The 13,843-nt window shown below is 45.1% G+C and carries 8 protein-coding genes, 16 tRNA genes and 3 rRNA genes; 3 read left to right on the top strand and 24 right to left on the bottom strand.

Annotated elements, in window-relative coordinates; translation table 11 throughout:
• Window positions 1-7: 7 nt before the first annotated feature.
• The 22 genes from QR42_RS04340 to QR42_RS04235 all read right to left on the bottom strand — a co-directional run bounded on the left by QR42_RS04340 (window position 8) and on the right by QR42_RS04235 (window position 9,460).
• Window positions 8-802, bottom strand: coding sequence for a phosphotransferase (locus QR42_RS04340; protein ID WP_039177340.1), 795 nt, complete (start codon window positions 800-802; stop codon window positions 8-10).
• 414 nt (window positions 803-1,216) lie between these two features.
• Entirely contained in the window at window positions 1,217-1,642 is a 426-nt protein-coding gene (locus QR42_RS04335; protein ID WP_039177337.1) for a hypothetical protein, read from the bottom strand.
• Between the two features lie 255 nt (window positions 1,643-1,897).
• Window positions 1,898-1,979, bottom strand: a tRNA-Leu gene (locus tag QR42_RS04330).
• Window positions 1,980-2,015: 36 nt separating this feature from the next.
• A tRNA-Leu gene (locus QR42_RS04325) sits at window positions 2,016-2,104 on the bottom strand.
• A gap of 14 nt (window positions 2,105-2,118) precedes the next feature.
• Window positions 2,119-2,189, bottom strand: a tRNA-Cys gene (locus QR42_RS04320).
• A gap of 5 nt (window positions 2,190-2,194) precedes the next feature.
• Window positions 2,195-2,269, bottom strand: a tRNA-Gly gene (locus QR42_RS04315).
• A gap of 7 nt (window positions 2,270-2,276) precedes the next feature.
• A tRNA-Gln gene (locus tag QR42_RS04310) sits at window positions 2,277-2,348 on the bottom strand.
• 9 nt (window positions 2,349-2,357) lie between these two features.
• Window positions 2,358-2,433, bottom strand: a tRNA-His gene (locus tag QR42_RS04305).
• A gap of 29 nt (window positions 2,434-2,462) precedes the next feature.
• Window positions 2,463-2,536: transfer RNA gene (locus QR42_RS04300), tRNA-Trp, on the bottom strand.
• A gap of 14 nt (window positions 2,537-2,550) precedes the next feature.
• Window positions 2,551-2,635: transfer RNA gene (locus QR42_RS04295), tRNA-Tyr, on the bottom strand.
• Window positions 2,636-2,650: 15 nt separating this feature from the next.
• A tRNA-Thr gene (locus tag QR42_RS04290) sits at window positions 2,651-2,723 on the bottom strand.
• 6 nt (window positions 2,724-2,729) lie between these two features.
• Window positions 2,730-2,805 (bottom strand) — tRNA-Phe (locus QR42_RS04285).
• A gap of 18 nt (window positions 2,806-2,823) precedes the next feature.
• Window positions 2,824-2,900, bottom strand: a tRNA-Asp gene (locus QR42_RS04280).
• A 4-nt stretch (window positions 2,901-2,904) separates the two neighbouring features.
• Window positions 2,905-2,981, bottom strand: a tRNA-Met gene (locus QR42_RS04275).
• 15 nt (window positions 2,982-2,996) lie between these two features.
• Window positions 2,997-3,072, bottom strand: a tRNA-Val gene (locus QR42_RS04270).
• A 33-nt stretch (window positions 3,073-3,105) separates the two neighbouring features.
• Window positions 3,106-3,180 (bottom strand) — tRNA-Glu (locus QR42_RS04265).
• A gap of 17 nt (window positions 3,181-3,197) precedes the next feature.
• Window positions 3,198-3,288: transfer RNA gene (locus tag QR42_RS04260), tRNA-Ser, on the bottom strand.
• 4 nt (window positions 3,289-3,292) lie between these two features.
• Window positions 3,293-3,367: transfer RNA gene (locus tag QR42_RS04255), tRNA-Asn, on the bottom strand.
• A gap of 9 nt (window positions 3,368-3,376) precedes the next feature.
• Window positions 3,377-3,492: ribosomal RNA gene (gene rrf / locus QR42_RS04250) — 5S ribosomal RNA — on the bottom strand.
• 109 nt (window positions 3,493-3,601) lie between these two features.
• A 23S ribosomal RNA gene (locus QR42_RS04245) occupies window positions 3,602-6,532 on the bottom strand.
• A 182-nt stretch (window positions 6,533-6,714) separates the two neighbouring features.
• Window positions 6,715-8,263 (bottom strand): 16S ribosomal RNA (locus QR42_RS04240).
• Together the 16S, 23S and 5S rRNA genes with 16 tRNA genes alongside form the textbook arrangement of a ribosomal RNA operon.
• Before the next feature lie 318 nt (window positions 8,264-8,581).
• Window positions 8,582-9,460, bottom strand: a complete 879-nt coding sequence (locus tag QR42_RS04235; RefSeq protein ID WP_024425790.1) for a nucleotidyltransferase-like protein — start codon at window positions 9,458-9,460, stop codon at window positions 8,582-8,584.
• A gap of 189 nt (window positions 9,461-9,649) precedes the next feature.
• Here QR42_RS04235 and QR42_RS04230 point away from each other — a divergent pair, with 189 nt between their 5' ends.
• Entirely contained in the window at window positions 9,650-9,997 is a 348-nt protein-coding gene (locus tag QR42_RS04230) for a YgzB family protein (RefSeq protein ID WP_039177334.1), read from the top strand.
• 35 nt (window positions 9,998-10,032) lie between these two features.
• Here QR42_RS04230 and perR read toward each other — a convergent pair whose 3' ends face one another.
• Complete coding sequence (perR, locus tag QR42_RS04225; RefSeq protein ID WP_003217782.1) at window positions 10,033-10,470, bottom strand: peroxide-responsive transcriptional repressor PerR; 438 nt, start codon at window positions 10,468-10,470, stop codon at window positions 10,033-10,035.
• Window positions 10,471-10,627: 157 nt separating this feature from the next.
• Window positions 10,628-11,095 carry a thioredoxin-dependent thiol peroxidase gene (gene bcp / locus QR42_RS04220; RefSeq protein ID WP_024425791.1) on the bottom strand — a complete coding sequence of 156 codons (468 nt, stop codon included), beginning with the start codon at window positions 11,093-11,095 and terminating at the stop codon, window positions 10,628-10,630.
• Window positions 11,096-11,224: 129 nt separating this feature from the next.
• Between bcp and QR42_RS04215 the strand changes: the two genes are divergently transcribed.
• A complete protein-coding gene (locus QR42_RS04215; RefSeq protein ID WP_039177331.1) occupies window positions 11,225-12,520 on the top strand; it encodes a glutamate-1-semialdehyde 2,1-aminomutase in 1,296 nt (431 codons plus the stop codon).
• 247 nt (window positions 12,521-12,767) lie between these two features.
• Entirely contained in the window at window positions 12,768-13,841 is a 1,074-nt protein-coding gene (locus QR42_RS04210) for an FUSC family protein (protein WP_039177329.1), read from the top strand.
• The last annotated feature ends 2 nt before the right edge of the window (window positions 13,842-13,843 follow it).

The following is a 13,843-nucleotide window of genomic DNA, read 5'->3' as shown; positions in this document are numbered from 1 at the left end:
CGCCTCTTTACATCCAATCTTTTCTATGTTCATGAATGAATTGAATGTCTTTTTGATAATGCTCAAGGTGCCCCTCATGAATCATGTTTTGAAAAGCGATATCCCCTTCACTCGCTTTTCGTTTCATGTACTGACATAACCCTTTTAAACGCAACAGCACCATATCCAAATAATCTTCTGCTATTTCCTCCCCATAAGCTTCAAAAAACAGTTTCACTCTATGCTTTATATGGTCTGCATGTTCTGATGAATGATAGTTCACGATATCTCCTGTTTTGGTGCGAAAAAACCTACTGATAGGTACACATGTATACAGAGTATATGCGATATCCCAAAGCCTTGGACCAGGAGCAGCTACATCAAAATCAATAATTCCTACTGGTTTTTCGTTATTGAAAATGATATTGTACATAGCAAAATCATTATGGCATACAACCTCTATGTTGTTAGGCGTATTGTCCATTCGTTCCCAATCGTCTGAAATGGGAAAATCACAAACAGCATCATGATACAGTCTAAGCATTCTCGCTATTTCTTTTAAAGCTTGGTGAGAGCACATGAATTCTTTTAAGGGATCATGGCCAGCTTCGCCTTCAATAAAAGACAAGATCTCTCTACCTTTTTCATCAACCCCTAAAAACTTTGGAGCATAGGAGAAATTCTTTTTTTCTAAATGCTTTAGCAGCTTTCGTATATTGATATTGTCTGACTTTACTTCTCGACGAACCGTATCTCCCGAACGATATACGTTCGAGATATTGCCACCTGTCAATAACTCTTCATGATCATTTTGTTTTTTCATAAATTCTCCCCTAAATTTGGATCACAATGATGATATCAGCTAAAGATGCGTATTTACCCAAATATTTTTAGTTACTCAAAGGTTGTACACTGTTTTATGTGAATGTGCTGCCCCATTTTGTTTCCTTACATGGTTAAATATATCCTATCAAATGTTGCAAATCATCTAAAGATTATTCTGCTAAAAGAAGTACATGCTCATTATTTTCTAATAGGTTTCTATTTTTAATAACTCATTTAAACCAAAAAAAAAACGCTTACCACAAGGGTGAAACGTTAGGTTCACGGTAAAAACCAATCATGAAACTTTTAATAGATACCGATGGCCGGAGCTGAACCGGCAATCCATGATAAATTATTCCTAAAAGGCAAGGTATACCCTCTTAAAGTAAAGTACCCGTTTATAAAATAAAAATCAAAGTTCTTCTTGATATATTTCTGATTTTATCGGCTTTAAACTCAAAGGTATTTTAAACTCATGAATACTTTCAATATGATTAAAAAAATGATCGATATCGTCATAATCCATTGACCATTCTTCTACCACCTTTAACTTTTTTAACTCGCTTGTTGGTTTAAATAAAAATTCACAGTGTAGTTGTTCCATGTGAGAATAATCATCTTCTTCATAAACTGTAAACTGACGTACAAGGTCAAAATGAAATAGTTCCTCTCCTGTAAAGTCATAGACACCACACTGAAATAAAATTTCTTTATCTTCTTCGCCCTCAACTGTCTCCTTTGAAAAAGCCTTAAATGTTTCCCAAACCTTTTTTATATCATCGGTATCTTCATCAATGCTATCTTTAAGATAACTTTCAGCATTTTTAACCGTAATCATGACAACATCTCTCCTATGTACAATTTATCTCATCCTTCTTCAATTATCCTGCCCTTTTAGTTTAATAATAAGGTAACCATCAATAAAGTAAAAGATAATCTCCTTTTAACACAATTTGAAGTGATATTTTCGTGTGAAAAATCAGCTAAAAAACAAATAAAAACGCCCTCCTACAATTTGTAGAAAGACGTTTTAAACGTTGATATTCCTTAATTCTTCTGTATTTGACGATAATAAAGAATATCTAAAACTAGATACCGGTGGCCGGGGTCGAACCGGCACTCCGTGAGGAACACGATTTTGAGTCGTGCGCGTCTGCCAATTCCGCCACACCGGCATGATCATTAAAGAGCGCATCTTATATTAAAAACAATGGTGCCGAGGGCCGGACTTGAACCGGCACGGTAGTCACCTACCGCAGGATTTTAAGTCCTGTGTGTCTGCCAATTCCACCACCCCGGCAGTCTTTTCAAAAAAGGCGACACCCGGATTTGAACCGGGGATAAAGGTTTTGCAGACCTCTGCCTTACCACTTGGCTATGCCGCCATTATTGGAGCGGAAGACGGGATTCGAACCCGCGACCCCCACCTTGGCAAGGTGGTGTTCTACCACTGAACTACTTCCGCACATCAACTGGGCTAGCTGGATTCGAACCAACGCATGACGGAGTCAAAGTCCGTTGCCTTACCGCTTGGCTATAGCCCAATAATAAAATGGGGCGATTGATGGGAATCGAACCCACGAGTGCCAGAGCCACAATCTGGTGCGTTAACCACTTCGCCACAACCGCCATAGATGTAATGAATTATAAAGTATAATTGGCAGGGGCAGTAGGAATCGAACCCACACCGGAGGTTTTGGAGACCTCTGTTCTACCGTTAAACTATGCCCCTATGAAAATAAAAAATGGTGGAGGGGGGCGGATTCGAACCGCCGAACCCGGAGGGAGCGGATTTACAGTCCGCCGCGTTTAGCCACTTCGCTACCCCTCCACATTTGAAAAACAGTGCCGGCAAGAGGACTTGAACCCCCAACCTACTGATTACAAGTCAGTTGCTCTACCAATTGAGCTACACCGGCAAATAGTGGTGGCTCGGGACGGAATCGAACCGCCGACACACGGATTTTCAGTCCGTTGCTCTACCAACTGAGCTACCGAGCCAAGTATTCTTTTGAAAAATGGCGGTCCGGACGGGACTCGAACCCGCGACCTCCTGCGTGACAGGCAGGCATTCTAACCAACTGAACTACCGGACCATTTTGGTTGCGGGGGCAGGATTTGAACCTGCGACCTTCGGGTTATGAGCCCGACGAGCTACCGAACTGCTCCACCCCGCGACGATATAAAAGATATGGTGGAGGATGACGGGCTCGAACCGCCGACCCTCTGCTTGTAAGGCAGATGCTCTCCCAGCTGAGCTAATCCTCCGAATAAAAAATGCTGGTATATATTCTATAAAAATGGTGACCCGTACGGGATTCGAACCCGTGTTACCGCCGTGAAAGGGCGGTGTCTTAACCGCTTGACCAACGGGCCTTTTATTATGTAAATTGTGGCGGAGAGCAAGGGATTCGAACCCTTGAGACGGGGTTACCGCCTACACGATTTCCAATCGTGCTCCTTCGGCCACTCGGACAGCTCTCCAAATTGGCTCCGCAGGTAGGATTCGAACCTACGACCGATCGGTTAACAGCCGATAGCTCTACCACTGAGCTACTGCGGAATGAAGAAAGCCTGGCGATGTCCTACTCTCACAGGGGGAAACCCCCAACTACCATCGGCGCTGAAGAGCTTAACTTCCGTGTTCGGTATGGGAACGGGTGTGACCTCTTCGCCATCATCACCAGACAATTTAGTGACAAAAGATATTATACTATGTATTGAAAATAAATCAAGAGATATTTTAAAAATGTTCTCTCAAAACTAGATAACAATGTTCATGTTTCACATTAGAATATAGGTTAAGTCCTCGATCTATTAGTATCTGTCAGCTCCACGTGTCACCACGCTTCCACCTCAGACCTATCAACCTGATCATCTTTCAGGGATCTTACTTCCTTGCGGAATGGGAAATCTCATCTTGAGGGGGGCTTCATGCTTAGATGCTTTCAGCACTTATCCCGTCCGCACATAGCTACCCAGCGATGCCCTTGGCAGAACAACTGGTACACCAGCGGTGCGTCCATCCCGGTCCTCTCGTACTAAGGACAGCTCCTCTCAAATTTCCTGCGCCCGCGACGGATAGGGACCGAACTGTCTCACGACGTTCTGAACCCAGCTCGCGTACCGCTTTAATGGGCGAACAGCCCAACCCTTGGGACCGACTACAGCCCCAGGATGCGATGAGCCGACATCGAGGTGCCAAACCTCCCCGTCGATGTGGACTCTTGGGGGAGATAAGCCTGTTATCCCCGGGGTAGCTTTTATCCGTTGAGCGATGGCCCTTCCATGCGGAACCACCGGATCACTAAGCCCGACTTTCGTCCCTGCTCGACTTGTAGGTCTCGCAGTCAAGCTCCCTTGTGCCTTTACACTCTGCGAATGATTTCCAACCATTCTGAGGGAACCTTTGGGCGCCTCCGTTACATTTTAGGAGGCGACCGCCCCAGTCAAACTGCCCACCTGACACTGTCTCCCTGCCCGATAAGGGCAGCGGGTTAGAAGGTCAATACAGCCAGGGTAGTATCCCACCGATGCCTCCACCGAAGCTAGCGCTCCGGTTTCCAAGGCTCCTACCTATCCTGTACAAGCTGTACCAACATTCAATATCAGGCTGCAGTAAAGCTCCACGGGGTCTTTCCGTCCTGTCGCGGGTAACCTGCATCTTCACAGGTACTATAATTTCACCGAGTCTCTCGTTGAGACAGTGCCCAGATCGTTGCGCCTTTCGTGCGGGTCGGAACTTACCCGACAAGGAATTTCGCTACCTTAGGACCGTTATAGTTACGGCCGCCGTTTACTGGGGCTTCAATTCGCACCTTCGCTTACGCTAAGCGCTCCTCTTAACCTTCCAGCACCGGGCAGGCGTCAGCCCCTATACTTCGCCTTACGGCTTCGCAGAGACCTGTGTTTTTGCTAAACAGTCGCCTGGGCCTATTCACTGCGGCTTCTCGGGGCTTTAACACCCTAAGAAGCACCCCTTCTCCCGAAGTTACGGGGTCATTTTGCCGAGTTCCTTAACGAGAGTTCTCTCGATCACCTTAGGATTCTCTCCTCGCCTACCTGTGTCGGTTTGCGGTACGGGCACCTCTCACCTCGCTAGAGGCTTTTCTTGGCAGTGTGGAATCAGGAACTTCGCTACTAAATTTCGCTCGCCATCACAGCTCAGCCTTTATGGGAAACGGATTTGCCTATTTCCCAGCCTAACTGCTTGGACGCGGATATCCAATACCGCGCTTACCCTATCCTCCTGCGTCCCCCCATTGCTCAAATGGTGAGGAGGTGGTACAGGAATATCAACCTGTTGTCCATCGCCTACGCCTTTCGGCCTCGGCTTAGGTCCCGACTAACCCTGAGCGGACGAGCCTTCCTCAGGAAACCTTAGGCATTCGGTGGACGGGATTCTCACCCGTCTTTCGCTACTCATACCGGCATTCTCACTTCTAAGCGCTCCACCAGTCCTTCCGGTCTGGCTTCACAGCCCTTAGAACGCTCTCCTACCACTGTTCGTAAGAACAGTCCGCAGCTTCGGTGATACGTTTAGCCCCGGTACATTTTCGGCGCAGAGTCACTCGACCAGTGAGCTATTACGCACTCTTTAAATGGTGGCTGCTTCTAAGCCAACATCCTGGTTGTCTAAGCAACTCCACATCCTTTTCCACTTAACGTATACTTTGGGACCTTAGCTGGCGGTCTGGGCTGTTTCCCTTTCGACTACGGATCTTATCACTCGCAGTCTGACTCCCAAGGATAAGTCATCGGCATTCGGAGTTTGACTGAATTCGGTAACCCGGTAGGGGCCCCTAGTCCAATCAGTGCTCTACCTCCGAGACTCTTACCTTGAGGCTAGCCCTAAAGCTATTTCGGAGAGAACCAGCTATCTCCAGGTTCGATTGGCATTTCACCCCTACCCACACCTCATCCCCGCACTTTTCAACGTGCGTGGGTTCGGGCCTCCATTCAGTGTTACCTGAACTTCACCCTGGACATGGGTAGATCACCTGGTTTCGGGTCTACGACCACGTACTCATGCGCCCTATTCAGACTCGCTTTCGCTGCGGCTCCGCATCTTCTGCTTAACCTTGCACGGGATCGTAACTCGCCGGTTCATTCTACAAAAGGCACGCCATCACCCGTTAACGGGCTCTGACTACTTGTAGGCACACGGTTTCAGGATCTATTTCACTCCCCTTCCGGGGTGCTTTTCACCTTTCCCTCACGGTACTGGTTCACTATCGGTCACTAGGGAGTATTTAGCCTTGGGAGATGGTCCTCCCGGATTCCGACGGAATTTCACGTGTTCCGCCGTACTCAGGATCCACTCTGGAGAGAACAACATTTCAGTTACAGGGCTGTTACCTTCTTTGGCGGGCCTTTCCAGACCTCTTCGCTTATATCGTTCCTTTGTAACTCCGTATAGAGTGTCCTACAACCCCAAGAGGCAAGCCTCTTGGTTTGGGCTGTTCCCGTTTCGCTCGCCGCTACTCAGGGAATCGCATTTGCTTTCTCTTCCTCCGGGTACTTAGATGTTTCAGTTCCCCGGGTATGCCTTCTCATACTCTATGTATTCAAGTATGGATACTACTCCATTACGAGCAGTGGGTTTCCCCATTCGGAAATCTCCGGATCAAAGCTTGCTTACAGCTCCCCGAAGCATATCGGTGTTCGTCCCGTCCTTCATCGGCTCCTAGTGCCAAGGCATCCACCGTGCGCCCTTTCTAACTTAACCATTTCTTACTTTAGAAAGAATCACTATGTGTGATGAACTTTGCATTGCATTCAATGTGAATGTATTACTTATTGTTATCTAGTTTTCAAAGAACAATCCTGTCTCGCTAGAGACATGTTTTGAAGGAATGATCCTTCAAAACTAAACAAGACGAAAACGCACGCTGCTCCATATATCCTTAGAAAGGAGGTGATCCAGCCGCACCTTCCGATACGGCTACCTTGTTACGACTTCACCCCAATCATCTGCCCCACCTTCGGCGGCTGGCTCCATAAAGGTTACCTCACCGACTTCGGGTGTTGCAAACTCTCGTGGTGTGACGGGCGGTGTGTACAAGGCCCGGGAACGTATTCACCGCGGCATGCTGATCCGCGATTACTAGCGATTCCAGCTTCACGCAGTCGAGTTGCAGACTGCGATCCGAACTGAGAACAGATTTATGGGATTGGCTAAACCTTGCGGTCTTGCAGCCCTTTGTTCTGTCCATTGTAGCACGTGTGTAGCCCAGGTCATAAGGGGCATGATGATTTGACGTCATCCCCACCTTCCTCCGGTTTGTCACCGGCAGTCACCTTAGAGTGCCCAACTAAATGCTGGCAACTAAGATCAAGGGTTGCGCTCGTTGCGGGACTTAACCCAACATCTCACGACACGAGCTGACGACAACCATGCACCACCTGTCACTCTGTCCCCGAAGGGAAAGCCCTATCTCTAGGGTTGTCAGAGGATGTCAAGACCTGGTAAGGTTCTTCGCGTTGCTTCGAATTAAACCACATGCTCCACCGCTTGTGCGGGCCCCCGTCAATTCCTTTGAGTTTCAGTCTTGCGACCGTACTCCCCAGGCGGAGTGCTTAATGCGTTAGCTGCAGCACTAAGGGGCGGAAACCCCCTAACACTTAGCACTCATCGTTTACGGCGTGGACTACCAGGGTATCTAATCCTGTTCGCTCCCCACGCTTTCGCTCCTCAGCGTCAGTTACAGACCAGAGAGTCGCCTTCGCCACTGGTGTTCCTCCACATCTCTACGCATTTCACCGCTACACGTGGAATTCCACTCTCCTCTTCTGCACTCAAGTTTCCCAGTTTCCAATGACCCTCCCCGGTTGAGCCGGGGGCTTTCACATCAGACTTAAGAAACCGCCTGCGAGCCCTTTACGCCCAATAATTCCGGACAACGCTTGCCACCTACGTATTACCGCGGCTGCTGGCACGTAGTTAGCCGTGGCTTTCTGGTTAGGTACCGTCAAGGTGCGAGCAGTTACTCTCGCACTTGTTCTTCCCTAACAACAGAGCTTTACGATCCGAAAACCTTCATCACTCACGCGGCGTTGCTCCGTCAGACTTTCGTCCATTGCGGAAGATTCCCTACTGCTGCCTCCCGTAGGAGTCTGGGCCGTGTCTCAGTCCCAGTGTGGCCGATCACCCTCTCAGGTCGGCTACGCATCGTCGCCTTGGTGAGCCATTACCCCACCAACTAGCTAATGCGCCGCGGGTCCATCTGTAAGTGACAGCCGAAACCGTCTTTCATCCTTGAACCATGCGGTTCAAGGAACTATCCGGTATTAGCTCCGGTTTCCCGGAGTTATCCCAGTCTTACAGGCAGGTTACCCACGTGTTACTCACCCGTCCGCCGCTAACATCCGGGAGCAAGCTCCCTTCTGTCCGCTCGACTTGCATGTATTAGGCACGCCGCCAGCGTTCGTCCTGAGCCAGGATCAAACTCTCCGAGGTATGCAGGATGCATATCACACATGCGTTGCTACACGATGTAGCGAACTTAGCATGTGATCATTTCCTGCCTCGTCAGCGTTTGACTGACTACCTATGAAGTATCATAGGATTTTTTTATAAAAACTCGAATTAACAGGTACGTTTTGTCTTGTTTAGTTTTCAAAGATCATCTTCGTTATCGCTCAGAGGCGACTTTCTTAATATAACATTTGAGCACCGTGTGCGTCAAGCGTTTTTTAGAATTTCTTTTTGTCAGCTTTTCTTTCAAAGCAACTCAGTTGCTCGTTAGCGACGTTTAATAATATACCATCATAATATTCATGCGTCAATATCTTTTTTCACAAAATATCCTCGATGATAGATTTTTTGTCCCTTTGTCTCAATCGGCTCCACTTGAACAATTCCTTTTTCCACAAAGAAATCAATCATAACGCTAAGGTCAGGCGTGAAATACTTTAGATCAGGGTGTGCAAGAAGCTCACCAAAAAGCCATATATCCTTCTGTTCCATGACATGACGCAAATGAGCGGCACCAATTTCTGCTTTTGAATGGATCAAAAAATCATTTGCTAAAAATAAAAGTTCCAAACGTTTATGCAGGCTTTCATGGCTTTCAATCAGTTCTGAATAAAGTTTGTATACTTCCGGCTCCATATGACGCACTTGGTTCCAAACGGTCACTTCTGGGTGGAAGCCTTTATCAATTACTTCAATACGTGCTAAGTGATGCAGGGCATGCACAATAGAATTATATGCATCAAGGAACTGATTTGACTCAAAAAATGCTTTTCCTTCTATATATCTGCGAATGAGCTTGCCATATTCTAAACCGATTTTGAGCTTGCGGTTTGAAAACGGGAATGTACTTAGTTCATCAATTAAGTTGAAAATATATTCATTTCGATCAAACAGGACTTTGCCATTCAAAATCCAATCGATGATTCGGCGGTTAGTACCGAGGGTAATCCATTCCTTTAGTTGATCATCTGTGACAACGTTTAAAGAAGCTGTTTGGTGATCGGATTCATAGTGCTTGATAAATAACGGCTCTTCCGCTTCTTTTACGATGACTAAAAGTGCTGCATCAAAGTTATCCGTCTCAGAAGATACTTTATGTCTTCTTTCTACTATAATCACAGCTAATGTATCTGGATGGCTTGCTCTCTCTTGATAAATAGGACGGAGAAGATTTTCCATAGTGATTCCTCCAATACTCGGGTGTAAAGTTCTTCTCTAATGCTATGTATTTCTCCTCATAGAATCAAAATTCCTTCAATACATGAAAAAAGATCATTGAATCATTATAAGCAATTTATTCACAAAACTCTATAACTAATTCAAACGGAAAGGTAAAATGTGCTATATTGGAGATAAGGGGGACTAGGGATGGCGAAATACTCCAGTAAGATTAATAAAATCAGAACATTTGCACTTAGTTTGGTTTTTGTTGGCTTTCTGATCATGTATGTCGGTGTGTTCTTCAAGGAATCGATCTGGCTGTCGACTTTCTTTATGCTACTCGGCGTCTTATCGATTGGATTAAGTACAGCCGTTTACTTTTGGATTGGTATGCTTTCTACGAAGGCAGTACGTGTCGTTTGTCCAGGCTGTGAGAAGGAAACAAAAGTGCTTGGGCGTGTGGACATGTGCATGCATTGCAGGGAGCCGCTTACACTTGATCCAACATTAGAAGGTAAAGAGTTTGATGAATCCTACAATCGAAAAAAGTCATAAAAATAAGCTGACCATTTAACCGGTCAGCTTTTTCATTAATGATTTTCTTTTTTCGCACATTCTTGACAAGTTCCATAGATCTCCAAGCGATGATGACTAACTGTAAAGCCCGTCACATGGGATGCAAGCTGTTCAACTTCATCAAGGCCAGGATAGTGAAAGTCCACGATTTTTCCGCAGTTTTCACAAATCGCATGGTAGTGGTCAGATGTCGCAAAATCAAATCGGCTTGAGGAATCACCATACGTTAATTCCTTTACTAATCCAGATTCCCGGAAAACTCGTAAATTGTTGTAAACCGTTGCGACACTCATATTTGGAAATTTTCCTTCAAGTGCTTTATATATATCGTCTGCGGTTGGGTGAGTCATAGAATTTACGAGAAACTCCAAGATGGCATGGCGCTGCGGAGTAATTCGAACACCGGTTTCTTTTAGAGCATCTAAAGCGTCTTTTAGTTCGTGAGCAGCCATTTCATCATGCACCTCTCTTCAAAAATATTCTTATATTGTAATCTTTATAAATAGTGTACCCCCAGAGCCGAAACTTTGTCAATTACAATCCTCTTTTTTACCTATTCTTCCTTACAAAAAAGACCGGCATGACTGCCGATCTCATCCTGTTAGGATATTAAGCGTGAGCTTTCAATTCCTCAAGCGCTTCCTCTACGTGGTCTTTCACCTTTACTTTTCGCCATTCTTTCACAAGCGTACCTTCTTTATTAATAAGAAACGTTGAACGCTCGATTCCCATATATTCTTTGCCAAAGTTCTTTTTCAGCTTCCATACGCCAAAGGCTTCAGACAATTTCTGTTCATCGTCTACAAGAAGCAGGAACGGCAAATCATGTTTTTCTTTAAACTTTTGGTGCTTGTCCTGACTGTCTGGGCTTACGCCGATAATGACAGCATCTAGTTCTGCAAAGCTTTGATGGCGGTCGCGGAAATCACATGCTTCTGTTGTACAGCCTGGTGTCATATCTTTTGGATAGAAATAAAGAACAATATGTTTTCCTTTAAAATCAGAAAGCTTTACTTTCTCCCCATTGTCACCGGTTAATTCAATGTCAGGTACTTGCTGCCCTACTTCGATTGTCATGACACAATCCCTCCAACCTATTTTTTAATTAGCCTATCCAATTTTGAGAGGATATTCAACTAAGGACGCTTGCATCGGCATGTTAAAATAATGATAGACGACGTGATACGTTGAGATAGGAGGCTATTTATGAAATTCACAGAATCAGAAAAATTACATCAAGAGGCGCTAGAGCACATTGTTGGAGGTGTCAACAGCCCGTCTCGTTCATATAAGGCAGTAGGCGGCGGTTCACCCGTTGCGATGGAAAGAGGAGAAGGCGCCTATTTTTGGGATGTTGACGGAAACCGCTATATCGACTATCTAGCAGCATACGGTCCAATTATTACAGGACACGCCCACCCGCATATTACAAAAGCCATCACGAAAGCGGCTGAAACAGGTGTCCTTTACGGAACACCCACGAAGCATGAAGTCACTTTTGCTAAAATGCTGAAGGAAGCCATGCCTGCTTTGGACAAAGTTCGTTTTGTCAATTCAGGTACCGAAGCAGTGATGACAACGATTCGAGTGGCACGCGCATATACAGGCAGAACAAAAATCATTAAGTTTGCCGGATGCTATCATGGCCACTCTGATCTTGTGCTAGTGGCAGCTGGCTCTGGTCCTTCCACTTTAGGAACACCTGATTCTGCGGGTGTACCAAAGAGTATCGCCAATGAAGTCATTACGGTTCCATTTAATGATATTGACAGCTATAAAGAAGCATTAGATCGCTGGGGCGATGAAGTAGCTGCTGTCCTTGTCGAGCCAATTGTCGGGAACTTCGGCATCGTGGAACCTAAGGACGGTTTCCTGCAGCAGGTCAATGACCTCACACATGAAAAAGGCGCATTGGTGATTTATGATGAAGTCATTACCGCTTTCCGCTTTATGTATGGCGGTGCACAGGACTTGCTTCAAGTAAAACCTGACCTTACTGCATTAGGAAAAATTATTGGCGGCGGACTTCCTATCGGTGCTTACGGCGGTAAAAAAGAAATTATGGAACAAGTCGCTCCGCTTGGACCAGCCTATCAAGCTGGCACAATGGCAGGAAATCCTGCATCCATTCTTTCAGGTATTGCCTGCTTGGAAGTGTTAAAAGAAGACGGCGTTTACGAACGTCTTGATCAGCTTGGCGCTATGTTAGAAGAAGGCATTTTAGCCCATGCCAAAAAGCATCAAGTAGATATTACAGTGAATCGCTTAAAAGGCGCTCTCACAATTTATTTCACAACAGAAACGATTGTGAACTACGAGCAGGCTGAAAATACGGATGGCGAAATGTTTGCCCGCTTCTTCAAATTAATGCTCGCGCAAGGCATTAACCTCGCTCCTTCTAAATATGAAGCTTGGTTCTTAACAATTGCACATACTGAAAAAGATATTTCCGAGACGCTGCAAGCTGTAGATCATGCGTTTGCACAGCTGAAACAATCATAATGAAGTCCAAAACAGGCGTAAAAACATGCGCCTGTTTTTTTATTGACCAGCTCTTGTTTGTCAAAAGCGTGCGAATCTGTTACATTTCTTCTCAATACCTTCTTTTGATGTTTTCATGAACTTTCAAAAATCACTTGAATATTTCGGAAGACCGCTGTATATTACTTAGTTGTTTCATCAAAATATGAATGATAAATGACGAGTGATCATCTATTATCGAAAAGAAAGGAATGCAGGGACAAAACCAATGAAACTTGGAGCCCGTATTTTAAAAACTGGTATTGCCATTGTACTCGCGCTTTACCTGGCAACATGGCTTGGGTTGCCAACGCCCGTCTTCGCGGGAATTGCAGCTGTATTTGCTATCCAGCCATCTATTTATCGATCTTTTTTAACTATTGTTGATCAAGTGCAAGCCAATATTATTGGAGCAGCACTTGCCATTACGTTCGGTCTGCTTTTTGGCACAGGACCAGTCATTATCGGTTTAACGGCCGTCATGGTCATCGCCATTAATTTAAAACTGAAGATTGAACACACCATTCCGATTGCACTTGTAACCGTCATCGCAATTTTAGAAAGTGCAGGGGATCATTTCCTTTCCTTTGCCTTAATTCGAACAGCTACTGTGGTGTTAGGAGTTCTTTCTTCATTTTTAGTGAATTTAATCTTCCTGCCGCCAAAGTATGAAACAAAGCTTGTTCATCACATTATGGAAAATACGGAGGAGATTTTAAAATGGATCCGTCTGACCTCCAGACAGTCTACTGATCATTCCACCTTAAAGGATGACATCGATCAAATAAAAGAACGCATGATCAAATTAGATCACATTTACTTGTTATACAAAGAAGAACGAAGCTATTTAAAGAAAACAACCTATGTCAAATCAAGAAAACTTGTTTTGTTCAGGCAGGCCATTATGGCATCGAATCGCGCGCTATATTTGCTGAAAAAGCTTCATAAATTAGAAAATGAGATTCATTTGATGCCAGAGCATTTCAGGGAAAGCTTAACGGATGAAATTGATTATTTACTGTATTGGCATGAGCGCACCTTGATGAAATTCGTCGGAAAAATGAAGCCGCAGGATGATGAATTTCAAAATGAATGCTCTCTTCGCCTTGAGACGTTAACGAAATCATTTATTCAGCATCAGCAAAACCAAGAAAATGACCTGCTCGATTACAACATGCTGAATGTCATGTCCAGCATCATCGAATACCGTGATGAATTAGAGCATTTAGATACATTGATTACAAGCTTCCAGACGTATCACCCAAAAGATAGTGAAATCGAGACAGAAGAAAAAGAAGCATAAAC

Origin of the sequence: Bacillus sp. WP8, from assembly GCF_000800825.1 — a bacterium.
GTDB classification, from domain to species: Bacteria; Bacillota; Bacilli; order Bacillales; family Bacillaceae; genus Bacillus; species Bacillus safensis.
This window is presented reverse-complemented; position numbering and strand designations above follow the sequence as displayed.